At 68.7% G+C, this 22,267-nt stretch carries 19 protein-coding genes and 1 pseudogene; 12 read left to right on the forward strand and 8 right to left on the reverse strand.

Annotation, left to right across the window (positions count from 1 at the left end):
* Positions 1-95: 95 nt before the first annotated feature.
* Positions 96-539, reverse strand: coding sequence for a winged helix-turn-helix transcriptional regulator (locus ACPT94_RS30130; protein ID WP_360335388.1), 444 nt, complete (start codon positions 537-539; stop codon positions 96-98).
* Between the two features lie 83 nt (positions 540-622).
* Positions 623-1,834 carry an IS701 family transposase gene (locus ACPT94_RS30135; protein WP_360335390.1) on the reverse strand — a complete coding sequence of 404 codons (1,212 nt, stop codon included), beginning with the start codon at positions 1,832-1,834 and terminating at the stop codon, positions 623-625.
* A 316-nt stretch (positions 1,835-2,150) separates the two neighbouring features.
* Here ACPT94_RS30135 and ACPT94_RS30140 point away from each other — a divergent pair, with 316 nt between their 5' ends.
* Positions 2,151-2,813: a TetR family transcriptional regulator gene (locus ACPT94_RS30140; protein ID WP_425247273.1), complete on the forward strand. Its 663-nt coding sequence runs from the start codon at positions 2,151-2,153 to the stop codon at positions 2,811-2,813.
* 7 nt (positions 2,814-2,820) lie between these two features.
* Here ACPT94_RS30140 and ACPT94_RS30145 read toward each other — a convergent pair whose 3' ends face one another.
* Positions 2,821-3,786, reverse strand: coding sequence for an NAD-dependent epimerase/dehydratase family protein (locus tag ACPT94_RS30145; RefSeq protein WP_425247274.1), 966 nt, complete (start codon positions 3,784-3,786; stop codon positions 2,821-2,823).
* A gap of 11 nt (positions 3,787-3,797) precedes the next feature.
* Entirely contained in the window at positions 3,798-4,424 is a 627-nt protein-coding gene (locus tag ACPT94_RS30150) for a ScbR family autoregulator-binding transcription factor (RefSeq protein ID WP_360335396.1), read from the reverse strand.
* 112 nt (positions 4,425-4,536) lie between these two features.
* Here ACPT94_RS30150 and ACPT94_RS30155 point away from each other — a divergent pair, with 112 nt between their 5' ends.
* The gene (locus ACPT94_RS30155; protein WP_360335398.1) at positions 4,537-5,490 is read left to right on the forward strand and encodes a ScbA/BarX family gamma-butyrolactone biosynthesis protein; all 954 of its coding nucleotides are present in this window, start codon (positions 4,537-4,539) and stop codon (positions 5,488-5,490) included.
* Positions 5,491-5,944: 454 nt separating this feature from the next.
* Positions 5,945-7,684, forward strand: coding sequence for a helix-turn-helix domain-containing protein (locus ACPT94_RS30160; RefSeq protein ID WP_425247275.1), 1,740 nt, complete (start codon positions 5,945-5,947; stop codon positions 7,682-7,684).
* Here the strand turns inward: ACPT94_RS30160 and ACPT94_RS30165 are convergent.
* From ACPT94_RS30165 to ACPT94_RS30175, 3 genes are all read right to left on the reverse strand, one after another.
* Complete coding sequence (locus tag ACPT94_RS30165; RefSeq protein WP_360335566.1) at positions 7,618-8,379, reverse strand: DUF6008 family protein; 762 nt, start codon at positions 8,377-8,379, stop codon at positions 7,618-7,620. The genes ACPT94_RS30160 and ACPT94_RS30165 overlap by 67 nt on opposite strands.
* A 413-nt stretch (positions 8,380-8,792) precedes the next feature.
* A complete protein-coding gene (locus ACPT94_RS30170) occupies positions 8,793-9,926 on the reverse strand; it encodes a ParB/RepB/Spo0J family partition protein (protein ID WP_425247276.1) in 1,134 nt (377 codons plus the stop codon).
* Positions 9,923-11,188, reverse strand: a complete 1,266-nt coding sequence (locus tag ACPT94_RS30175) for a ParA family protein (RefSeq protein WP_425247277.1) — start codon at positions 11,186-11,188, stop codon at positions 9,923-9,925. The genes ACPT94_RS30170 and ACPT94_RS30175 overlap by 4 nt, the downstream gene beginning before the upstream one ends.
* A 266-nt stretch (positions 11,189-11,454) precedes the next feature.
* Between ACPT94_RS30175 and ACPT94_RS30180 the strand changes: the two genes are divergently transcribed.
* The 3 genes from ACPT94_RS30180 (at position 11,455) to ACPT94_RS30190 (ending at position 13,861) form a co-directional block, all read left to right on the forward strand.
* The gene (locus ACPT94_RS30180) at positions 11,455-11,982 is read left to right on the forward strand and encodes a GNAT family N-acetyltransferase (RefSeq protein ID WP_425247278.1); all 528 of its coding nucleotides are present in this window, start codon (positions 11,455-11,457) and stop codon (positions 11,980-11,982) included.
* Positions 11,983-13,235: 1,253 nt separating this feature from the next.
* A complete protein-coding gene (locus tag ACPT94_RS30185; RefSeq protein WP_425247279.1) occupies positions 13,236-13,490 on the forward strand; it encodes a hypothetical protein in 255 nt (84 codons plus the stop codon).
* Complete coding sequence (locus tag ACPT94_RS30190) at positions 13,487-13,861, forward strand: PIN domain-containing protein (RefSeq protein ID WP_425247280.1); 375 nt, start codon at positions 13,487-13,489, stop codon at positions 13,859-13,861. The genes ACPT94_RS30185 and ACPT94_RS30190 overlap by 4 nt, the downstream gene beginning before the upstream one ends.
* Before the next feature lie 168 nt (positions 13,862-14,029).
* On the opposite strand, the gene ACPT94_RS30195 is transcribed toward ACPT94_RS30190, so the two are convergent.
* Entirely contained in the window at positions 14,030-14,461 is a 432-nt protein-coding gene (locus ACPT94_RS30195) for a winged helix-turn-helix transcriptional regulator (RefSeq protein WP_425247281.1), read from the reverse strand.
* A 223-nt stretch (positions 14,462-14,684) separates the two neighbouring features.
* Between ACPT94_RS30195 and ACPT94_RS30200 the strand changes: the two are divergent.
* From ACPT94_RS30200 to ACPT94_RS30225, 6 genes and pseudogenes are all read left to right on the forward strand, one after another.
* Positions 14,685-15,824 (forward strand): annotated as a pseudogene (locus ACPT94_RS30200) (helix-turn-helix transcriptional regulator); the annotation flags it as partial.
* Positions 15,825-16,013: 189 nt separating this feature from the next.
* Positions 16,014-16,571, forward strand: a complete 558-nt coding sequence (gene tpg / locus ACPT94_RS30205; protein WP_425247282.1) for a telomere-protecting terminal protein Tpg — start codon at positions 16,014-16,016, stop codon at positions 16,569-16,571.
* A 656-nt stretch (positions 16,572-17,227) separates the two neighbouring features.
* Complete coding sequence (locus tag ACPT94_RS30210) at positions 17,228-18,343, forward strand: bifunctional DNA primase/polymerase (RefSeq protein ID WP_425247283.1); 1,116 nt, start codon at positions 17,228-17,230, stop codon at positions 18,341-18,343.
* On the forward strand, positions 18,340-19,863 hold the full coding sequence (locus ACPT94_RS30215) for a DNA primase family protein (RefSeq protein WP_425247284.1): 1,524 nt from the start codon (positions 18,340-18,342) through the stop codon (positions 19,861-19,863). The genes ACPT94_RS30210 and ACPT94_RS30215 overlap by 4 nt, the downstream gene beginning before the upstream one ends.
* The gene (locus ACPT94_RS30220) at positions 19,863-20,264 is read left to right on the forward strand and encodes a DUF6009 family protein (protein WP_425247285.1); all 402 of its coding nucleotides are present in this window, start codon (positions 19,863-19,865) and stop codon (positions 20,262-20,264) included. Before ACPT94_RS30215 ends, ACPT94_RS30220 begins: the two co-directional genes overlap by 1 nt.
* Before the next feature lie 752 nt (positions 20,265-21,016).
* Positions 21,017-21,283, forward strand: a complete 267-nt coding sequence (locus tag ACPT94_RS30225) for a hypothetical protein (protein ID WP_360335227.1) — start codon at positions 21,017-21,019, stop codon at positions 21,281-21,283.
* Positions 21,284-22,267: the final 984 nt, after the last annotated feature.

A 22,267-nucleotide genomic window follows, 5' to 3' on the forward strand; every position in this document is an offset into this window, starting at 1 on the left:
CTCCTCCTACGAGCCGCTCCGCCGGCGGCCGGGCAGCAGCCATCGTGGGCGCATCGGTCGGCGCAGGGCATCTTCGGCTGTGCGCTCCGCCTCGTTCAGCGGATGCGGCGCACCTGGACCTCCTCGTCGTGAACGGCCCGGCCGCACTGCGGACAGCGCAGCTCCACGTGGACGGGACTTTCGCATCCGAGGTGGTCGGCGCGCCGGGGCGGTCCCAGTTCCTGCGGCAGGTTGCGGTCGCCCCACTGCATCAGGGCGAGGACGGCGCAGGTGAGGTCCTTGCCCGCCGGGGTGAGCCGATACTCGTGCCGAACGGGTTTGTCCTGGTAGGGGACCCGCTCCAGGACGCCCTGCTCCACCAGCCGGGACAGGCGGTTGGCCAGCACGTTCCTGGCGATGTCGAGGTTTTCCAGGAAGCCCTCGAAACGGCTGGTGCCGAGCAGTGCCGTACGGATGATCAGGAGCGTCCAGCGCTCCCCGATCACTTCCAGTGTCCGGGCGAGGTTGCAGTCCTGCCCTTCGTACGTATATCTCAGCATTTGACCACACTAGTGTTCGGTGGGTTGACGACAGGGTTGAGGCGTCTGCGGTGACGTCCCGTCACGGTCCGGGGGTGCGGCGTTCATGCCGCGGCCAGGAAGTGGCGCTCTGCCGCCGCGTCGGCGGGCTGGTTGAACCGGCTGTAGGCGTAGGCGGCGGAGACGAGTGTCATGTGGTGGTGCCAGCCGGGGTAGGAGCGGCCTTCGAAGTCGAGCAGGCCGAAGTCGTCCTTCATGTCGCGTACGGCCTCGCCCGCCCGCGGCAGCAGCTGTGCGAGCGCGAGCACGGACTCCAGGCGGGCGTGGATGAGGCTGGTCAGCAGGAGCTGGACGGGACGGCGTTCGCCGTCGCTGCGGACCGCCAGCAGCCGGTAGGTGCGGTGGTCCTGGGCGCCGGGGGAGCCCTGTCCGGGCAGACGCACGAAGCTGGAGACGACCGTGACGTGCCGGCCTCTGCCGTCCCGGGGAGCCACCGTCTCCGTGCGGGCCGGCATGCCGCCGTTGGCCCCGAGAAGGCTGCTCGCCGTGAGGACCAGGCCGTAGCCGTCCCCGCCGTTGTGGGGCCGCTGCACCTGCAGGTGCCGGCCGGTCATCACCTGCAGGTTTCCGGGTACGGGGACGACGAAGTCACGTCCGCGCAGGGCAAGTCCGTGCAGGAGGGTCCGGACGCCGAATCCGGCGGCCGGGTCCAGGCGGCACACGACCGGCAACGGGGCCGTGCCGGCGCTGCCGGCGAGGGAGTCGACCAGGTCGAGAGCGTGCTGTTCGGCTGTGCGCAGGCCGGCGTCCGCCGGGATGCGGGCGCGCTGACGGCGCTCGGGGTCCTTGGCCCAGGAGCCCGGCAGCAGCAGACGCCAGTCGACCGGTACGGCTGCCTGCGCGGAGGCGAGGAAGGCACCGATGCCGACCTGGCAGGTGACCGATCGCCCGGTGGAGGGAAGGAAGCGACGGTGCACTCCGCAGGAGTGCTCTCCCCGTTTGCGCAGCACCGCTTGGTCGACCACCCAGGCCATGGGAGCGGTCTGTTGTCCCACCCACCTGCCCAGCTCCACCCGGACCGGGTTCCAGTCCCAGGGGCTGGCGTTGACGAACTGGTGCAGTGACTGGGACGTGGCGGGCGAGCTGGAGACCGTCGCGGCGAGCCGGCGGACCGTCTTCTTGCCGGGCGTGGTCAGCAGACCCTGCACGTAGGCGTGGGCCCAACGCCGCTGATCCGCTCGCGGCAGGCACTCGAAGATCCGCTCGGTGAAGACCGGGACCGAGGAGTCCGCGTGCGTCAACGCTCGTCCTGTCATGGCAAGTTCCCTCCCTGGTTCGGCCTGTGGCTGCTGACCGCGCTAGAATAATAGCGAACACCCTCTTTTTTTTGACGACTCAGGGGAGTTGCCGTATGCACTTCGCCAAGTCGGCCGGATCGGCGCGCTGCGGCACCTGCCCGGGGCCGCTCGCCCGAGAGCCCTCACGTCCGCGATCGGGCGCCTGCCGGGAGCCGGCCGGCAGGGCTTGCAGCTGGGGTGCTGCCCCGGCCCCTGCCCCCGGGACGGTTCGCGGCCGGCGCCGGGACGAGCCCCTCGCACACCTGACGGCGGCAGGCTCTCTTCAGGAGGCAGCATGGTGAAGCAGGAGAGGGCCCTGCGCACGCGCGCGGCCGTGATCACGGCGGCGTCGGTCGAGTTCGACCGCGCCGGCTACGACGGCACGACCCTGGCGCGCATCAGCAAGGTGGCGGGGATCTCCATAGGCGCGTTGACCTTTCACTTCCCCACCAAGCAGGAGCTGGCCGACGCGGTACAGCTCGAAGGGCGCACCGTCACCCTGGCCGCGCTCGAGGGCCGGGCCGCCGAAACGCGGCCGGTGCTGTGCCAGGTCGTCGATCTGACCCTCGAACTCGCCCGGCTGATGGAGGAGGAGCCCTCGGTTCGCTCCGCCATTCGTCTGGGACGGGAACGCCCGGGCACGGACTCCTGGTCACAGGCCTGGCTGCCGATGGTGCGTGAGCTTCTCGACCAGGCCTACGTCGCCGGACAGTTGCGGGAGAGCGCTCCGCCCGCCGATGTGGTGACGCTGGTCGAGCATCTGACCAACGGAGCCGAGGCATACATCCGCAGCCGGATCGGAGCCGAGGCCGAGTTCGGCAGCACCGTCGCACGGCTCAGGCGTGTCTGGGAGCTGGCCCTGGCAGGAGTGTCGGCCGACCGGCCCGCTCCCCAGGTCCTGCGTCACACCGGGGATCGACTGACCGTGCTGGGCGAACCGGAACGCGAGCGGATGTGACGTGGCGTCACGCTGCCGGCCGCTTCGCGAGCGCTGATCTGTACCACTCCACGGCGCCCTCCGGCGACGCCAGGGGCCCGGGTCCGGCGGGGCAGCCGGCCGCGTCCCAGACGTCGCGGCTGTCGTACCAGTGGTCGGTGGCCACGAGGGCGAACTGTCGTTCGGTGACGAAGGTTTCCGCCGCCCTCAGCATGCTCAGACACTCCGCCCACGGGATCGCGGCGGAGACCGGTGGCAGCACCTGATGGCGCGCCAGGGTGTCCAGCAGGTCACCGACACGCACCGGTTCGGGATGACTGGCGTGCCAGACGCGGGGCCCGCCGGTCTGCTGGGGGACGAGGGCGAGCCGGGTGACGAGCCGCGCGAGATCCTCCACGGCCACGGCCGACACCCTGCCCCGCCCCCCGTCCCACACATGGGGGACGACGCGCAGGCACTCGGCGAGAAGCGGTACGACCCAGCGGTCCCCCGCCCCCAGTACCAGTCCGGGGCGCAGCACGCTCGCGCCCGCGGCCAGGGCGTGCGCCTCGCCGGCCAGCCGTGTCCGGCTCACGGCGGAGGACGGTGCCGGAGTGACCTCGTCCACCGCGATGCCCCGGTGGGGTCCGGGGCCGTAGACCGCGGACGTCGACAGGTGCACGATGCGTCCGGTGCCGGCCCGGACGGCCTCCTCCATCAGCGCGGCCGTCCCGTGCTGGTTGATCGCCACGCACTCGGCCTCGTCCGATCCGATCGCGGCGGCCATGTGCAGGAGCACGTCGGCGCCCCGGCAGACACCGTGCAGCGTCTCGGGGCGCGCCAGGTCGGCGCGGACCCACTCGGCGGCCGTGCTGTCGGCGGTCTGCGGCGGACGCCGTCCCACCACGCGGATGCGCAGGCGACGGCCCGCTCGTGTGCCGGATCCGCCGCGCTGCCTCAAGAGTTCGCGCAGCACTGCTGAGCCGATGAAACCGGTGGCGCCTGTCAGCACCACACGCACCGGTTTCACGCCGCGAGCCGCTGCACGTCGGTGGGCAGGCCGAGCCTGGCCCTCGCCTGCGGGGTGGCGATGCCGGGCAGCAGGTAGCGCCACATCGACACCAGACGTGCGGGCAGGTCGGCGCGTCCACTGGAGACGTTGGAGAAGATCTGCGTACCGCTGTAGGCGCCCACGAGAACGTTGGCGAACTCGCGTTCGTCGACCTCGGGCAGGAGATCACCCTGCTCGCGGGCCTCGCACAGCAGCCCGTAGAACTCGTTCACCCACTCCTGGTAGGCCGTGTCGTCGCGCATCCCGAGCTCGCCCTGCTCGACGGCGAGCCTGACGCTGGCCCGGAACAGCACGTTGGTCTGCAGCTCGTGGGCGAGGAAGAAGCTGAGGTCGATCAGCTTCTGCAGTCCCGCCGTCTCCTTGGAGAAGTGCACGAAGTCCTGCTGGTGGGCCAGCACGGCCTGCGCCAGGCCCTTCTTGGACTTGAAGTGGAAGTACATCCCACCCTGCGTGACCTGCGCCCGAGCCATGATCTTGCTGATGCTGGCCCCGCTGTAGCCGCACTCGTCGAAGATCTCTGCGGCCGCGTGCAGGATCGCTTCCCGCGTCTTCACCGCCCGTTCCTGCTTCGGCTCACCCATCACTGCCTCGATCAGTCTCGACAAAAAAAACGAACGCCCTTATTTTACAGACCAACGCCTTCGGCCGGTAGGCAGGGGGCTTCCACCAACGCACGCCCCCGGGGGGATAGGCATGCTCGTGACGGCTGAGAGCTCTGCTGCCGGTAGAACGACCCTGACCAGGACCGTCGCCAAGGAGTACGTGCACCGAGCCGCCCTCGCGGAGGTGTTTCTCACGGGCTGGACGAAGGTGCGTCCCGACTCGTTCAAGGTGGACGCCCAGTGGCCCCGCAGCCACAGCTTCTACGGCTGCGAGAACGGACTGCACGACCCACTGCTGCTCTGCGAGACCGTGCGCCAAACGTTCCCCCTGCTCACCCACGCCGCCTACGACGTGCCGTTCGGCTACCAGTTGAGCTGGTCCCGCTTCCAGTACGCGGTCAACTTCGACGCCATGGAAGTGAAGTTCCAACCGGCTGAGATGGAACTCCACGTCACGTGCTCGGACATACGGTTCTACCGGTCACTGCCCGCCTCGATGTCCATGCACATCGAGGTGGTCCGCGGCGGTGAGCTCCTCGCGGTGGTCAGCACGCACTTCGGCTGCCACTCCCCCGCCGTCTACAAGCGCCTGCGCGCGGGGCGGGCCGGCATCGCCGCCGCGTTCGCCAACGCGCCCGAACCGCCGCAGCCTGTCGCGCGAACCGAGGTGAACCGCCACCGGCTGCAGGACATCGTGCTGTCCCCGACCGAGCAGGCGCGGCGCTGGCAGCTGCGCGTGGACACCGGTCATCCCGTCCTGTTCGACCACGCCGTCGACCACGTACCGGGGATGCTGCTCCTGGAATCGGTGCGACAGGCGGGGCATGCCATGCACCCGGCCTCGAGCGGCATGATGCCCGCGGCCATGGACGTCACCTTCAAGCGTTACGTCGAGTTCGACGAACCGTGCTGGATCGAGGCCGAGCCTGTCGCCGACACCGCGCCGGCGCAGAGCGGGCGTCGAACGATCCGCGTCAACGCGCTGCAGGGGGAGGACTTCGCCTTCACGGCGACGACGGAAATGGCAGACGTGATCTCGCTCTAGAATCAGGCGAAACAGACGCGGAACGCGGCAAGTCCCTCGCTTGCGCAGGGACCTTGCCGCGGCCGGACCCAGTGTTCCACCACTGGGTTCAGCCTGAGTCACACCGCCCGTCGAGCTGCCAACTCGACGGGCATCGGCCCGTTACGGGTGCCACCCCGTACGGGCGTTGATCCGGTTCTGCCCGAACCGCGAAGCCGCACCAGCGACTTCGGTACCAGCACTTCAGTAGCAGCACTTCAGTAGCAGCACTTCAGTACCACCACCGCTGAGCCAAGCCCGGCTCAGCGAGCGAGAACGCGCCTCTCAGAGGCGCTGACAGGAGCCAGAGCCAAGAGACGTCCTCACCAAACCCTCCGGCCAAGGAGGGGTCCCACACCTCAGGAACCGCCGTCGTACCTGCCTTGACATCTGCCAACGCAAGTTGACGCCTCACCATGTAGGACGTGCCCTCATCATGAAGCAAGGCATCGAAATTTGCCAGCCCTTACAGATCACGGCCGCGGGCAGGAACCCTCTTGGGCAACTGCCTTCCCTCACCGGATCCGACCGTGCTCCACTCCCCCGCACGGGTGTACCCACCGCGCAACCCTGGGTGCGCCAGCGGGTGAAAGTACCCATGCGGCTGGTGGAAGGCGCGCACTACTCGGACGCGGCCCTCAGCGTCTACGTCAAGGTCAAGGCTCTGGCCCAACGCCCCGAGGGGTGTACCGCGAGCGTCGCCACCCTCGCGTCTTACCTCGGCCTGTCACCGTCGACCGTGCAGCGAGGCCTCGCCGAGCTCCGCTCGCCCGGCCCGGACGGCGTCGTGGAGTTGCCGGACAGCCGGCGGCGGTCCCTGCCCGGCGGCTGCGGTACCACCGCTCAGCGACGGGTCAGGCCCATGAAATCGACGGAGCGCTTCATCTGGATTCCGGTGGTCGCCAGCGAATGCCTGCGCCCCCGCCTGCTGCGCGCCTTCGCGGCGATCGCCTACGCCGTCGCACAGCGGCACCCCCTGACCGTGGGTGTGCTCGCGGGTCTCCTGCGACACCACTCGGGACGTCGTGCGGGCATGCCCATCACCGCGGAAGCGGCCGGACGTGTCATTGAACAACTGGCCGCGTCAGGGTGGATCACCGTTCAGCACCGGGCCGGAGAGCGGGGCCGCCATCGTTTCGTGGTGCACGACGGCCGCACACCGCCGATCCCCGTGCCGAGTGCGCCGGCCTCGTGTACTGATCCTGATGACCGATCGGGTACCCGTGTTCATGAGGCATCGCTCGCGTATAAGGAAGACCTCTGTACTGACCGACCCGAGAACCGACCGCGTCTTTCCCCACCCGCCGTAGGCGAACTACCGGTAGTGGAGCGCGAAAGCGGCGACTCGATCACCCCGACACCGCACGCGAACAGCGAAAGGACAGCCCTCGAGCGCACCGGTCGGGCAACCGACCGCCCCCAGGGCCGTCCGTACACCGGTCCGCCACTGACCTTCAGCGCCCGGCTCCACGCCGTACTGGAGCCCGTACGCTTCCTGCTGGAAGGGCTGAAGCCCTACGTGCTCCGGCGTATCGGCCGGAACATCTCGCACCAGCTCGCCATGGGCGCCGGGGTCGACCGCCTGCGCAGCCGGCTCACCCAGCGGCTGGCCGGCGTGTTCGTCGCCGACATCCGTGATGTCGGACGGTGGCTGCTGGGCGTCGCCCTCCCCCGCTGGGGCTGCGCCGACCCGGACTGCGAGACGGGGATTCTGTGGTCGACGGGTGCGCGCTGCCGAGCCTGCCGAGAAGCGATCACGGACCGGCGCCGGGCACAGGCCCAGCAGTGGTCGGCGAGTGAGGTCCACGGCGACAGTGACCGGCCTGCGGCCGCGGCCCGGCGCTGCGCGCCGTCCGTCGTCCACAGCGAACCGGATCCACCGCTGCTTCCGCCCCGCCGACCCGGCCATGACCCTGACAGTCTCCTGCCCCGAGACGAGCCATGTACCAGCCGTTTTTCGCAGGAGACACCGGCTCCGACGAGCCGTGTGGTGATCAGCCCCTGCAGAGGCCGGGCCGGAACCTGTGGCCGGGTCGTTCCGCACGGCCTGTGCTGGCGATGCCGTCTGCAGGAAGGTGAGCTGTCCACCGAAACGGACAGCTCACCTGGCTACTCCCCACCAACCAGTGCGGGCTCACGTGAGGAGTCCTTCGCGGCCTCGCCGCCGGGCTCGTGAGCAGCCGGGAGGCCGGCGTGCGTACCGTAGGCGGACTTGACGCTGCGCCTCTCCCGCCACAGGTGGTAGACGGAGAGGGACAGGATGACCGTGCCGACGAGGTTGAAGACGAAGTGCCACCAGATCCGGTAGGTCACCAGAGCGGCGCCTGGTTCGACCGCCCCGAACCAGGTGGACAGGCCGATGGCCCGGCTGGCTCCCAGAGCGACGGACAGGGTCAGCACGACGTGTTCCACGCCGTGGATGCCCTGCATCCACACGCCCATCTTGGCCCACTTGCGGCTCTTCAGCTCGCCGCCGACCCGCCGGGTGATCTGAACGATGCCGACCAGGCCGGCGAGGAAGATGAAGTTCCCCGTCAGGTGCAGGATCTCCATGCCGAGCGACGGCTTGGTCATGTCGATCTGCCCCATTCCCCGGGCAAGGCTGTCGGCCCAGGGAGTCATCCAGGCCGGGGAGTAGGGATGGGCGATCCAGTAGCCGGCCTGGGCGACGTGCTCCTGGAAGTGGCCTATCTGCCCGACGACGCCCAGTCCGATCAGTCCCACCGCCGTCCTGTACAGCCAGGGCCGCACCGTTCCGCGGTTCGCGTAGGCGAGCACCGCGACAGCGAGCCACATCGCGACGGCCCAGCCGATGAAGAGGACAGCCCCGGCGGTGTCCACGGTGGACACCGCGTTGCCCATACCGGGCATTCCTTGCATTCCGGGCGTGTGTTCCACGTCGTTCCTCCTGTGGCATCGGTTGATGTGGCACCGCTCGTCAGACCCGCACAACGGTAGGAATTGACGTCTTGCACACACCACTTCAGCCGTGCTGACCTCGACCACGAATTTCCACGAGGGCCATCACGCTCCCCGCCCGCCGTGTGAACAGGTGCTGTCCGAACTGGGAGCCGCATGCGTCAGCGCGCGAGCAACAGGACGGTTCAACGCGAACATGCCGGTGCCGGGGCGGGTGCGGCTGGACCAGATGGGTGACCGACCTGCGGTTCGGCGGCCACGACGGTCGCCACCAGCGCGGCCGGGGCGCCGGCCTTCTCCTCGCGAGCAGCGGCATGGCCCCAAAGCGCTGCGCGGTGCCCGCCCGTGGCGGATCACCGTGAGCGTCAGGTTGACCTGGTCCCCGGTTCACTGGTGACCGACGCGAGGATCTTCGCGAACTGCGCTGGATCGCGTACTTGGCCGATCCGGTTCAGCGCCAGGAGCAGTTCGAAGAAGGCGGGCTGCTCCATCTTCCGCTCCAGGTGCATGGCGATGAACAGCGGATCGTCGTAGGGCAGCGTGCGCGGCAGCTGGTCTTCGCCGGCCGTGGTTTTGCTGGGGCGCTCGCCGCTGACGCGGGGCTCCGGCACGGCCTGTTCGGGCTCGCGGTGATCAGCCCGCTGGTCCACCTGCGTCGGCGAGACGGTCTGGTCGCCTGCGGTGGCGTCGGTGATTACGTCGTAATCACTGTCCGGGCCACTCGGGGCGCCGGCCGGTTGCGCCTCGGCTGCCTGATGGGCCGTCTGACGCTCGGCGGGCTGTACCCGCTCCTCCTTGCGCGCCCGTTCCGCCTTGAGCTCTTCCAGGGCGGCCACCTGCTGGTCGGCAGGTTTGTTACCGACTGCGCGCAGCAGGTCGATGGGCTCCTCGCCGACTCGCTCCTGGAGTTCGGGAGTGAGGTTGAGCAGGGCGAGACGCTGTGAAACCCATCCCTGGGACCGGTGGAGGCGCTTGGCAAGGGCTCGTTGGCTGCCATGGATGGCCAGGAGCCGCTGGAGGGCACGGGCTTCGTCGAGTTCCTCGAGGTCCTGACGGTGGATGTTGGCCACGAGGGCGGATTCGAGGAGTTCCTCGGAGCTTGCGCCTTGGTCGTCGCTGACCATCACCTTGACCGTGGCGAGTCCGGCTTCTCGGGCGGCTGCCAGCCGGGTACTGCCGTCGATGACGACGTGGGTGGTGTCTGGTTCGAGGTCGGCTTCCCGGTCGGGGTTGGCCTTGGTGTAGGCGTCGCGGTTCATGACCGTGATCGCCTGCTTCTGCCCGTGGGTTTTCAGGCTGCCTGCGAGGTCGGTGAGATCGCCCAGCTTGGAGCGCGGGTTGTCGGGGTTGAGGCTGACGCGGTGGACAGGGAGTTCCGAGGGCGGGGCGACCCCTTCTGTCGGAACACCGGTGGCAGCGGCGACGGCCTGGCGGCGTGCGCTGACCGGGCGCACTCCCCCACCGAAGCGGCCGGCGCCGAGTTGCTCGGCCTTGCTCACAGGACCTCCCTGGCGAGGGCGCGCATACCGACTGCCTGCTGCGACTTGGGTGCGTAGGACAGCAGGGGCTTCTTCACGCGGACAGCCTCCTTCTGTTCCTTGAGGTCTCCGATGAGTCCGACAACTCGCGGATCCTTTATGTCGACCCATCCCTGGAGTGACGAGGTGGCGATGTAACCGCGGCGGGAGTCGTAGAGGTTGACGACGATGCCGAGGTAGTCGATGTCGACCTGGAGGTCGCCCCGCAGGTCGTCGATCTGCGTGGTGAGCAGTTCGTAGGCGTCGGCGGAGCTGTCCTCGGCCTGGACGACGATCAGGGCCCCGGACTGGCCGGGCTTTTCGCTGTCGCGGCGGCGGCCGTAGTAGGCGGCGGCGTCCATGCTGAGGCCGAGGCTGGGCGGGCAGTCGACGATGATTACGTCGTAATCAGCTTCGAGCGGGGCGAGGGCCCGCTCGAGGGCGGCCTCGCGGGCCCGGACGGCGGACAGTCGCACGTCGAGCAGGAAGGCGTCGTTGCAGGCCGGCAGGAGGTGGAGGCGACCGTCGAAGGTGTCGTCGTCGACGGACACGATGAGGTCGCGCAGGTCGCCCTTCGGGTCGCCCGCCATGTGGTTGGTGAGGCTGTCACCGTTCATGGGCAGCGGGGCGGCGCCGAGTTGGTTGGTGAGGTGGCACTGCGGGTCGAAGTCGACGAGCAGCACCCTCAGCCCGGGTCCGGGCAGGTTCTCGATGTCGAGCGGGTCCTCAGCCGGGTCGACCGCGTCGGTCTGGGTCTCGCTCGCGCGCAGGGCCTTGGTGAGGGCCTTGGCGACGCGGACGGGGTGAAGGATGTTGGAGTCTTCGGCCAGTGCCTCGCCGAGGCCGGCGGTGATGGCGGTCTTGCCGACTCCGCCCTTCTGGTTGCAGACGATGATGCGGCGGGTGATCGAGGGGCGCTCGATGTCCGGGGCGGGGTTGGTGTCGAGCCACAGCTGTACGGACTGCGCGAGGCCCTGGATGAGCGAGACGCGCCGGTCGTTGGCGATCTGCCGGAATCCTTCCCACTGGCCGGGAGGCAGGAAAGTGGAGAAGGAGTCGGCGCCGGCGGTGTCGACGGCCGCGGTGGCGGAGGCCAGGCTGCACCAGTCGCTGATGCCTTGTTCCACAGCGGTCTGGATCTCGATGCCGTGCTGGGCGGCTCTGACTTTGAGCTTCTGCCGGAGCCATCCCGGCAGCTTGGAGACGACCTTCTCGCGGTCGCTGGAAGTGGCTGGCGAACTCATGCAGGACACCATACTAACGTCCATGATCAATCACAGTATCGGCGCGTTAGCTAGACCAACTTGATACGGACCCGGCAAGGGCCAGAGTGATTACGGCGTAATCACTCTGGTGGTTTGTGAGTGAGAGCGGGCCACGTTCGTCGACGGTGTCGGACAGCACTCAGCGATCAGGCAGCTCAAAAATGTCGATGAGAACTGACAACGCCGGCGCTCGACCGGGAGGGACAGCGTCGAGCGCTCGTACGGGTCCGTGCGAGGATCGCGACGTGAAGGATCTGTACTTCCGCCTCGCGGGCGACGCCGACCTCGCCACGCTCGTTCGTCTGCGCGACGACGCTGCCCGCTGGATGCTCGCCCAGGGAATCACCGGCCAGTGGCAGCCCGGCCAGCTGGACGAGGACCACTTCCGCAAGACCATGGCGAATGGTGAGGTCTGGCTTGCCGAGGCCGACGGCCGCGTGGCCGGAGCCTGGGAACTGTGGTGGGAGGACGAGGACGCCTGGGGACCGCAGCCGCCGGTGGCCGGCTATGTACATCGGCTGATGGTGGACCGCGGCAGCGCCAGGCCGGGGACGGGGCGTTTTCTACTGCGTGCTGCGGAGCGCCGCGTTGCCGCGGCGGGGCGGACGTTCGTGCGTCTGGACTGCCTGGCCGGCAACGCGCGTCTGAACGCCTACTACCTGGACGCCGGTTACCGGGTCGTCGGCCACAAAGCAGGTAAGCCGCAGCCGGGCGGTGCACCCAAGTCGTTCACGCTCCTTGAGAAAACCTGCGGGCCGACAGTGGGCGGCTGAGCGACTGTGGCCAGTGGCACGCCCGTTGAGAGGAGGACGATGGTGGTCGAGGTCAGTCTGCGGCGGTGTCCTGGGCTTGGGCGGCCCTACGACAGAACCATGAAAGGTGCTGTCCCGGAAATCCACCCAGCCGCCTCCGCCGCCTGCTCTGCCGGTGTGTTCCGAAGCCCCTGGACCGTCCACCGCCCGCTCCCCGTCCCGTCGGTGTAGTCCTCCGACCGTACTGACCGGCGGGGCTCGTCATGTAGCTGTCCAGCAGACGTGTCATGTACTGCGCGCACGTCGGCGGCGGAACCGGAGAAGGCTGCGACCTACAAGGAGCGAGGACAGGCGGCGCCGTCTGTGTGCAGGAAAGCAACTCCCTGATCCACGAGCTCACCCGTCAGCCGCTGCCACGCGCCCCAGGGTGATTACGCCGTAATCACCCCACCGGCAAACCGCCCTGCAGCCAGTGATTACGGCGTCGACGCACTCGAAGCCTCGCGTCCTGCTGCGCCCGCTTGTCCCACCGCCACGGGCCGGCCCTGAGGAAGCTCAAAGCGCGCCGAGTCCCACTCAAGACGATCATCAGCCCGACTCGCCCCGCCCCCATGAGCCAGGATTCCCTGGAAACCAGGGGCCGGTCACAGCAGACAGGGAAGACCGGGCCGCGGTTGCCCGGGACTCGCCCGCGAGTGTGGAAGCTGCCCGCACACAACGCCGACTTCACTCGGGCGCGACACACTCCTGAGACAACGGCAACCCCTGACCGACCGCTCCGCATGTAGCCGACCGGGCACCACGGGGCCGTGGGGGAGTGGGCAAGGCCCCCTCGCCGTCGAATACGCCCTGGGCCGGCTACCCCATCGCCAGTGATTACGCCGTAATCACCTGTGCCGAACAGTTCACTGAGCCACGACTCACGGCGCCGCAAACGCCGCCCCCACCGCCCGGCCACCGGCCGCCAGTGATTACGGCGTAATCACCCGAGGCTGCCCGCCCGATCGAGGTCCTCGAACGCACACGGGTGCGCCGCGGGCACCCTGCATGACGCAGGCCGTCGTAAGGGTTCTCACCGAAGGTACGCGAGGTACGCGTTCTGAAGTTGAGGCGCTGCGGGACGGCATCGCCCGCTGAGCTGCAGAAGACGATCGTCGTCCCCGGACATGCTCGCCGTCCGCCGGCGTCGGGGGCCACCATCAGGGCTCCAGCGCGAGGAGGAGGGGCGCGTACGAATGAATCCGGCGAGTTCTACCGGCGGTAGAATCGGCGGCATGAGCAAGCCGACGAGCATCAAGACCAGCGAGAAGGTGCGTGACCGGCTGCGGACCCTCGCGGAGGAACGCGGCACCACCATCACGGAGCTGCTGGAGGACCTCGCCAGCCGCGAGCTCACGGCGGCCGAGCGGGACCAGCGTGCCCTGGAGGCTGCCCGGGAACTCGGCATCGAGTACACCAAGCAGGTGGAGCAGGCCGGCCAGGACGCCTGGGCGAAGATCCGCGCCCACCATGGCGGCGCCGCCGCATGAATCTGACGGCCGTACTGGACCACACCGCCCTGACCGCCCTGTACCGGGCAGACCCGTTCTTCACCGGCCTGTACATCGAAGCCTCACGTGGCACCGGACGCGTCCTGATCCCGTCGCTGTCCGTTCTCGCTGCCGAGCGTCAGGTGACCGGTGCGGGCAAGCACGCTGCGTCGCTGCGGTTCGCGGAGAACGTCTCGTTCAGCGCGGCGCACGCCGTGAACGCGATGGACTGGCCGAGCGTGGACTGGCCGGTGGCTCACGCAGCAGCGATCGCCTGGCAGGCGGCCAAAGACGGCGAGCCCCTCACCGTTCTGTCGCTCGAGCCCGAGCTGTACGCCGGAACCGGGATCACCCCCCTGAACCCCACTTGACCCTTGTCAGGGGCCGGGTCGGTCATCGGGTGCTCGCCCCGGGCAAGATCGAGGTCCACCCCCGGGACGGCCTGGTGGAAGCGGGAGAACTTCGACGCGGACGTCGCCCTCTCGTCGTCGAGCCAGGGCACGGCGGGTAGGCGGCGCCGGCCTCCCGCATCGGGTCCTTCAGGTGCCTGATGGAGCAGTAGGTCGTGGAGTGCTCCAGGCCGAGCCCGAGGCCCGCGACGACTCGGTGCCGCCGAGGCAGGGCAGCGAGGCGTCCCGCGCCTCGGGAAGATGCCGCTCCGCCCAGCCGTGCAGTTCCCTCAGCGCCGGCTCCAGGGCCGCGCCGGCGTCGGTCAGCCGGTACGAGACACGCAACGGCGGGCCCTCGTCCACCTCACGCAGCACGAGCCCCGCCGCACCGAGCTCGGTCAAACGGTCCGACAGCATGCGCTCACTGATCCCCGGGATGGCGCGACGCAGATCGGAGAAGTGCACCGGACGCTCCATCAGCACGGCCACGATCAGACCGGTCCAGCGCTTTCCCAGCAGCGCGAAGACCCTCGACATCGCGCCGTCCACCGTCTTACAGGGCCCAGCGACCACATCCTCCATACCTGGAGTCTACGGGGCGGCGACCTACGGGGACGCCCGTACGGCATCCGCGGCAACCACGAGCTCGCCGTGAACGCCGCCGTCCACCTTCAGGCCCAGACCGAACGCACCCTGTGCCAGCTCGCCGAGCAGACGATCGCCGCGATCGGGCTTGGCAAGACGAGCGATCCAACAAGCGATCCAACGAGCGATGCGTGTAGGGTGTCTCGCGGAGGCGAACCTTATGCCCACCGAGAAGAAGCTGTTCAGCGCGGTCGATGCGCTCCTGAAGCAGGTCGCCCAGGACGACCTTCCGCCGCCCGCTGAGCGCAAGCGGCTGCGCACGGCAGCCGGGCTCACCCAGACCCAGATCGCAAACGCCCTGGAAATTCGCCGGGAAGCGGTGGGGAACTGGGAGGCCGGCAAGACCGAGCCGCGGTCGCCACAGCGCGCCGCCTACGCCCGACTGCTCGAAAACCTTGCCGCGCGCTTCCCCGCCCCCGACGCCGAGTCAGACACGGCGCCTGCGGTACCGGAGACGTTCCCCGGCACGTCCGCCCCGCCCCTGGAAGCAGAGGCTCTGGCCGCAGCCCCGCCCTCTGAAGCGGCGGCCATGACTGGTTCCGAGAACACCGCCCACCGCTCCACCTCCAACGCCGCTGCTCGGGCCGCCGCATCGCGTCCGGAACGCACCGCCGGGCCGTCGTCGACATCGCGGCAGCCGGACGCGAGGAAGGCCACAGCGAACGCCCCAGCCGGCGGCGCCGAGCCGCGCTTCGCCAACGGTCCGCTCGCGGTCGTCGACGTCGACGCCGACAGCCAGGTCCTCGCGTACTGCCTCGGCGGCCTGGTCCTGGACGAGCCCGCGAAGTCGATCCCGTCCCTGGTCGACTGGACCCTCAAGAAGGCGAAGCTCGGGGAGCCCCTGACGCAGCGTGGGTTCGGCCCGTGGGCGCGGATCTCCCGCCCGGCGCAGGACGGGATGCACAGCTGCGGCCAACTGTGCATGCCGTCGTGGCACGCGCTCGACACCCGTCACTGGGAGGGTGCCGAGCAGCTCCCGCCGTCCGAACTCGCCCAACTGCTCGGCACGTACGCGTCCTGGGTGATGACGCCACGCGGGGCGACCGCCGTGACTGGCCTGGAGTTGCTGACCGCCCTGCACCCGACGACCCGCGCGTCCGAGCCGGACGAGACGGGTAAGCGGCACCGCCGGCACAACCCCGGCTCGCTGGGCGAGCACCCGGTTCAACCTGTGCCGTGCGAGGTCCCCGACGGACTCCCGCTCCTCGCCGACCTGCCCCGCTTCCTCCGCCGCACCCAGGCGGAGGTCCTGACGGAGGAGGCGTACGCCTGGGCGCGCCCGCTGGACTTCCTGCCCTGCCAGGACGGCGAACCCCTCCCGGGCGGCTGGCGGCTCGGCGTCTCCCCCGGGAGGGTCAAGCACAAGGGCACCCAGAGCGGGCTGTGGGGCGAGGGTGTGCGCGAGCAGTTCAACGCCCCCGAGCTCAACCTCGCCCGCTCCATCGAGACCGGCGAGGCCACCAACGAGGACGAGGGGGAGTAGCAGCTCATGACCCTGTTCGGGGACGGCCTGGACAAGGCGGTACAGCGCGCGTTCACACGCCCGATTCCGAAGTCCGCCGGCGCGCGGATGCGGTACCTGGTCAGGCAGCTCAAGGGCACCAGGCCCGTCGCCCAGATGCTGCGGATCTCCCAGCGCACCGTCGAGCGGTACGTGAAGGACCAGATCAAGAAACCCCGCCCGGACCTCGCCGCCCGTCTGGAAACCGAGGTCAGGAAACGGTGGCAGCCGCAGATCCGCGCCAAGGCCAAGGAACGGGCGGCGACCACCGGCGGCATCGTCATCGACACCCGCGCCCGCATCGGCTACACCGCGCCGATCGGCACGACCGACGACGCCCGCCTCCGCCACCTCACCGTCGCGCTGCCGCCGCAGTACGCCGCCCGCCTCTTCGACGCCCAGCAGCAGGGCGCCACCGACCAGCGCCTGCAGGAAATCGCCGCCGAAGCACTCAAGGAGGTGTACTTCCAGGACAGCGGCCGCCGCGCCGGCAGCCTGGAAGAGGTCCGCTTCACCGACATCGAGCACATCGAGTTCGATCTGTAGCACCCCGCAGAACCCCACGAGCGTGCCTCTGGCTCACCGAAGCGGGAGCAGCGCCGGCGGAGCCGGTCTCGCAGGGCGGGGAGCCGGTCGGGCTGGACGTTCCGGGAGTCGCTCCCCATGAAACCGGCCGTACCTGCCGCACTGTGAAGCCGCAGACCGAGCGACTGAAGCGACTCACACTGAGGAAGCGGAAACCAGAGCTCTGAGTGGCTGGTTCTCTGGCGCCCGGTCGCTTCAGTCGCTTGGGTCGCTGCCCCGGGTTTGGCTCAGCGACTGAAAGCCAGCGACTCAACGACTCTTCGGTAGCTGCCAGAGAATACGGTAAAGCTGCAGGTCACAGAGCTGCCAGCCTGGGTGTAGCGACTGAAGCGACTGAAGTTCCGGGTATATAAAGCCTTCGCGTGTGCGCGTGTGCGTCATATATAGGAAGCTTCAGTCGCTTCAGTCGCTGTTTGAGGCACTGCACCCCACCTGAAGTGCGGCTTTAGACACACCGCGCGGCAGCGACCGAAGACAGTTCAGTCGCTGCCCCTCTCCCTCGGTCGCTGGCAGCCATCCCGGCCAGGGCTCTTTCGCATGTGTTCCACCACCTCACCAGCCACGTTCGCTAGTCTGTGTCCGTCGTTGGGTCGCTTCGGTCGCTGTAGGGGGTGTGAATGCCTGCTGAACTGCGGTTTCCTCCCAGCTACTCACGACAGCCCGCACTCGGGTCCTCAGTCGCTGAGCTGTCTGTGGCCACCGCCCGCTGGTGCGCGCGCAGAGGCTGGCCTGTGCATCCCCTCGCAGCAGGCCGCAAGACCCCGGCCGCCAACTGCAGTGACTGCCGCTCGAACCCCCACCCGCCCGCATCCTGCCCCTGTCTCCCCGCAGGCCGCTGGTGCCACGGCTTCCACGCAGCCACCCTCGACCAGGACCGCATCCAGCACTGGTGGGAGAACCACCCGGAGTTCGGCATCGGCGTGTCCTGCGGCCCAGCCGGCCTGGTCGTCATCGACATCGACGCCCACCCGGCCCGGCCGCCCGCCCGGGACCGAATCCTCCCCGGCATCCCCATCGCCGACCACATCGACCTCACAGGCCTGTCCAACGGCTTCCACACACTCGCCGTCCTGGCGGCACTGCGCGGCCAGCCCAGCCCCGCCGACGACGAAACCACCCTGCGTGTCCGCACCCCCTCCGGGGGCCTACACGTTTGGTACCGGGCCGGAGACAGCCGCCGTTGGCAGTCCTCCGTCGGCTCCAGCCCGGGGCGCGCGCTGGCCTGGCAGGTGGACATCCGCGCCCACGGCAGCTACATCGTCGCCCCCGGCACCACCACGCAGCACGGCACCTACACGCCCGTCGGCGACACCCGTGCCCCGGCAGCGCTCCCCCTCTGGCTCGCCCAGGAACTCGAACGCACCGGCCACCTGCCGGCCCCTGACGTTCCAGCGCCCCGGCCGGTCCCGCCCCGCGCCCGTCAGGCCGTCCTCGCAGCGGGCGGAGGACGCGACCGTGTCCACAACGCTCTCGCCACGGTCCTGGCTCCCGTCGAGGCCTGCGGCAAGGTCGCCGAAGGCGCCGGGTTCTCCGACACCCTCAACCGCGCCGCCTACACACTCGGCGGGCTTGTCGCAGCCGGCCGCCTTCCCCAGGAAGAGGCCGAACAAGCCCTGAAGGAAACCGCCCTCGCAGCCCGCCCCGGGCAAGAGCGCCGCATCGACCAGATCATCCGCAGCGGCCTCACCGCAGGCCTCGAGCGACCCCTGTACGGCAGCGGGAGGCGCCCATGACGTCCCCCAGGCCGGAGACCCTCTTCGAGTTCAACCCGCAAGCTGTTGCCGCCCAGATCCGCGCCCAGGGCGCTGCTGCCGTGCCCCTCCCTGCCCAGGCCGACCCCGACCGTGCCCCGGCCGCTGAGGCAACCGCAGAGGGACTGCTGCCCGACACGCTCTCCGACCGCGGCAACGCCAAGCTGTTCGTCAGGCTCTACGCCAACGACTACCGCCACGTTCCCGGCATCGGCTGGTACCGGTGGGACACCACCCGCTGGCAGATCGACGAGGACGACACCGTCCTGTGGGCGGCCGGCGACCTCGCCGAAAGCATCGCCACCCACGACCCCCGAGGCATCTTCACCACCACAGCCCTGCAACAGCACCGCCGCCGCGCCCTGTCCACCACCGGCATCAACGCCATGCTCACCCAGGCCAAATCCGCCCCCGGCATGGTCCTCAACGCCGCCCTGCTGGATGCCGACCCCTACGCACTGTGCACCCCGGACGGGATCGTCGACCTGCGCACCGGACTGGTGAAAAGCCCCGACCCGAACAAGGACTTCCACTCCCGCTCCACCACCGTCGGCCCGCAGCACGTCTCCACTCCCCGCTGGGAGAGATTCCTGACCGACACCTTCGGCAACGACGCCGAAGGCCAGGAGATGATCGACTACCTCCAACTGCTGCTCGGGTACTCCGTCACCGGCGACGTCGGCGGCCAGATCCTGCCCTTCCTCTTCGGCTCCGGCAAGAACGGCAAGTCCGTACTGCTGGACGTACTGATGAAACTCCTCGGCGACTACGCCGACGCCGCCCCGCCCGGCTTCCTCATGGCACGACCCTACGAAGGCCACCCCACCGACCTCGCCGAACTGCACGGCCGACGCGTCATCGTCTGCTCCGAGGTCAAGCCAGGCGACAAGTTCGACGAGGCCCGCGTCAAGCTGCTGACCGGCGGCGACCGGATCAAAGCCCGCCGCATGCGGCAGGACTTCTTCAGCTTCGAACCCACCCACAAACTCTGGCTGCTGGGCAACCACCGCCCCGAAGTCGGCACCGGCGGCTTCGCATTCTGGCGCCGCATGCGCCTGATCCCCTTCGAACGCGTCGTCCCGGACCACCGAAAGATCGACAACCTGGCGGACATCCTCGTCACCGAGGAAGGCCCCGGTATCCTCGGCTGGCTCATCGACGGCGCCCACCGCTACCTCGCTGGCGACCGCAACCTCACCGGCCCCGAACGCGTCCGCATCGCCACCACCGCCTACGCCGAAACCGAAGACCATACCGGCCGCTTCTACGAAGAATGCTGTGTACTGGGCCCGGACCTCCGCGCGGAACAGACAGCGCTCTACGCCACCTACAAAACGTGGTGCCGAAACGAAGGAGCACCGGTCATGTCCTCGAGGGCCTTCGCCGCCCGAACCAGGGAACTCGTGGGACTGGCCTCCCCCAAGGAGATGATCCTGTCCAACCAGCGCAAGCACTACCCGGGTATCGGACTGCTCACCGACGAGGAAAGGGACGCCGGCTGATGAGCTCCCTGATCACCGAGGACGAGATCAGCCACGAGACCGAACTCGTGTGGCTGGAGGACATCGACCAGCTCGACTACGTCCGCCAAAGCCTGGACAGGCTGCCCACCCGCAAAGGCAAGCCCGCCTACCACCGCGACGGACGCATGGTCGGTTACGCCCTCCTCGGCCCCACCGCCAAGCCCTCCCGCGCCTCCGGCACCTTCCGCCGCCGCGTCTTCTGGCTCCTGCCCCACGACCGCGACAGTCAGCCCGACGGCCTGTACGCCAAAAGCGCCCCAGCAGAAGCCGTCGACCCCCGTACCCTCGAACCACGCATCAAGGGCTACAAAACTGAACGCTCCGAAGGCGGCCCGCCCTCCAGCGCCATGCAGCAGCTGGGCATAACCCTTCCCCTGTGACACGGCCCCCGGAAGGGTGCCGCCTGTCCCCAACCACGCCCTCCGGCGCGGTGTCATACACCGACCCACGTCCATCCGGCGGGCTGCCTGGTCATCACGGCGACGACGAACTACTCGGCACAGACCGCTGATGCCGAGCGGGGACCTACGGGAACGACGGGTGCCGAATCTCCGCGACTTCGAAGCGCGGCTGACCGACATCAAAGCCCTCGGCTCGCTGCCGCGCGCTGCCCGCAAGCCTCGCAGAAGCCCGGCGGCTGCCTCTCCCGCTTCCGCACCGATCCCGGCAAGTCTTCCACCGGCAGCACAGACTTGCCCAGGCGGCCCAGGACCAGCCCGTCCTCGGACAACTACGATGAGCAGCTGCCCGCGGCCGGATCTACGGCACCGACCCCGACCACCGCCGCCCGCAGCCAGGGCAACGCTACGCCCAACTGGCCGGCGGTCCACTGGACGGGCTGCTGCTCGAGCCGGTGGGGTGGGTGTGAGGAACGGGTACGTCTACGAGATCCGCGGCGCTCCCAACCGGATCGACGTCAATGAGACGCTCGGGCTGATGAGTCCCAACCTCCACGAACTTGGCGTTGAGGGCTGGGGACATGGCTGAGTGGGAGAATGGGATGGCAGGGTTTGTGCCTGAGCTGGTTTCGGTGAAGGTGTGAAGAGGGTTAGCCGGATGCTTGAGGCTGTTCTGGGAGGGGGTGGGGGAGGGTCAGTGGCATTTGGCTGCTGTTTTGGGGGTGGGTCACTCGATGATCTCTGCTTATGAAAGGCAAGGTGTCGACGGCTGTGTCCCCGATCCGGGCTGCATTGAGGCTTTGCTGGCGGGAGTGGCACGGCGTAGCGATGTGGCTCCGGAGGTGCTCGGCGACGCTCGCCAGGCTTATGGCCGTGTGCTGTGGCTGCTGAGTGAGCAGCTGCCGGAGCGGGGGCGCAGCTATCGGCACATGCTGCGTATTTACGAGCTCACCCGGGAAGTCGAGGAGCTGTCAGGGGAATTGGCCGACGTCCGGCAGTGAAAGCGGGATGTGGTGGACGAACTGGAGAGGCTGCGGCAGTCAGCCGATGCAGGCTCAGCCGCCGGCCGTGAGCGGCAGCATCGGCTGGAGGAAACCGCCGCGACCCTGGAACGCCGCCGGGCCGAGCTGGTGCGTTGTCGTGAGGCGGTCCTGGCGTAGACGAGAGCCGATGGTCCGGCAGCGTCAACCTCACCTACCTCGACCTCGACGCGGTCCCGCCCAAGGTGCTGTCAAGCAACACCGGTGCGAGCCTCTGGATCAATTACGAATACTTCATTGGCGACCAGAAGTTGAAGGAGGCGACCATGTACGGGAAGGGCGGCGGATTCTTCACGACCGACCCCACGATCGCTGCCTGGGATGGGCAGGACGCAAACCGTGTTTCTACGTATGGGGCAGAAACACTTCCAGTCACTCCCGAGGGCCATTTCTGCGCTATGTCAGCAGAGGGGCGAATCTCCTACATAACCGTGGGAAAGCTGGATAATGCGACCGGCGCATATCGAGGAGATCTCACCGTCTGGGAAAACTCGGAAGATTAGCCCTGCATCAAGTTCAGACTACAACTCACCGTGGACACCTTGGGGCGTGAATTGGTCCGGCGGGGTGTTCTGCGTTCACGGTCGGATTTTCTGATGCACCGTCAGGTAGCTTCCCGGAGTAAAGCATGCATGGAGGCGGGGATGTGGGTCGGCTCCAGAGACTATCTGGGTTGAAGTTTGATGCAGTGGGTGTGACGGTTTCACCGAGCCAACATGCTGTATCAGTTGCGATGCACAGCCCCGCCCTCTCCCGTCCCTGCTGCTGGCCTCGGGCGCGCGAAGCGTGCCCGGTTGCCCGTACGCAGTGGGGGCGTTGCGGCCGGAGCGTAGCGCAGGCCGCATTTCCGGCAGGGCGAAGCCTGGCTGGGGCCGCCTGGTGGCCTGCTCCTGGAGCACAGCGGAGGGAGCGTCAACCTGCTTGCGCAGCAAGCAGGTTGCTCGG

The organism is Streptomyces aurantiaciflavus (assembly GCF_049808595.1).
In the GTDB taxonomy this organism is placed as follows: Bacteria; Actinomycetota; Actinomycetes; order Streptomycetales; family Streptomycetaceae; genus Streptomyces.

Bases quoted from the DNA above. Each gene is read 5' to 3' on its own strand.
- ACPT94_RS30135 (WP_360335390.1), bottom strand. From the start codon at position 1,834: ATGACAGGACGAGCGTTGACGCACGCGGACTCCTCGGTCCCGGTCTTC.
- ACPT94_RS30215 (WP_425247284.1), top strand. From the start codon at position 18,340: ATGACGTCCCCCAGGCCGGAGACCCTCTTCGAGTTCAACCCGCAAGCT.
- ACPT94_RS30130 (WP_360335388.1), bottom strand. From the start codon at position 539: ATGCTGAGATATACGTACGAAGGGCAGGACTGCAACCTCGCCCGGACA.
- ACPT94_RS30210 (WP_425247283.1), top strand. From the start codon at position 17,228: ATGCCTGCTGAACTGCGGTTTCCTCCCAGCTACTCACGACAGCCCGCA.
- tpg (WP_425247282.1), top strand. From the start codon at position 16,014: ATGACCCTGTTCGGGGACGGCCTGGACAAGGCGGTACAGCGCGCGTTC.
- ACPT94_RS30195 (WP_425247281.1), bottom strand. From the start codon at position 14,461: ATGGAGGATGTGGTCGCTGGGCCCTGTAAGACGGTGGACGGCGCGATG.
- ACPT94_RS30220 (WP_425247285.1), top strand. From the start codon at position 19,863: ATGAGCTCCCTGATCACCGAGGACGAGATCAGCCACGAGACCGAACTC.
- ACPT94_RS30140 (WP_425247273.1), top strand. From the start codon at position 2,151: ATGGTGAAGCAGGAGAGGGCCCTGCGCACGCGCGCGGCCGTGATCACG.
- ACPT94_RS30160 (WP_425247275.1), top strand. From the start codon at position 5,945: ATGAAGCAAGGCATCGAAATTTGCCAGCCCTTACAGATCACGGCCGCG.
- ACPT94_RS30165 (WP_360335566.1), bottom strand. From the start codon at position 8,379: ATGCCCGGTATGGGCAACGCGGTGTCCACCGTGGACACCGCCGGGGCT.
- ACPT94_RS30175 (WP_425247277.1), bottom strand. From the start codon at position 11,188: ATGAGTTCGCCAGCCACTTCCAGCGACCGCGAGAAGGTCGTCTCCAAG.
- ACPT94_RS30185 (WP_425247279.1), top strand. From the start codon at position 13,236: ATGAGCAAGCCGACGAGCATCAAGACCAGCGAGAAGGTGCGTGACCGG.
- ACPT94_RS30155 (WP_360335398.1), top strand. From the start codon at position 4,537: ATGCTCGTGACGGCTGAGAGCTCTGCTGCCGGTAGAACGACCCTGACC.
- ACPT94_RS30190 (WP_425247280.1), top strand. From the start codon at position 13,487: ATGAATCTGACGGCCGTACTGGACCACACCGCCCTGACCGCCCTGTAC.
- ACPT94_RS30225 (WP_360335227.1), top strand. From the start codon at position 21,017: ATGATCTCTGCTTATGAAAGGCAAGGTGTCGACGGCTGTGTCCCCGAT.
- ACPT94_RS30150 (WP_360335396.1), bottom strand. From the start codon at position 4,424: ATGGGTGAGCCGAAGCAGGAACGGGCGGTGAAGACGCGGGAAGCGATC.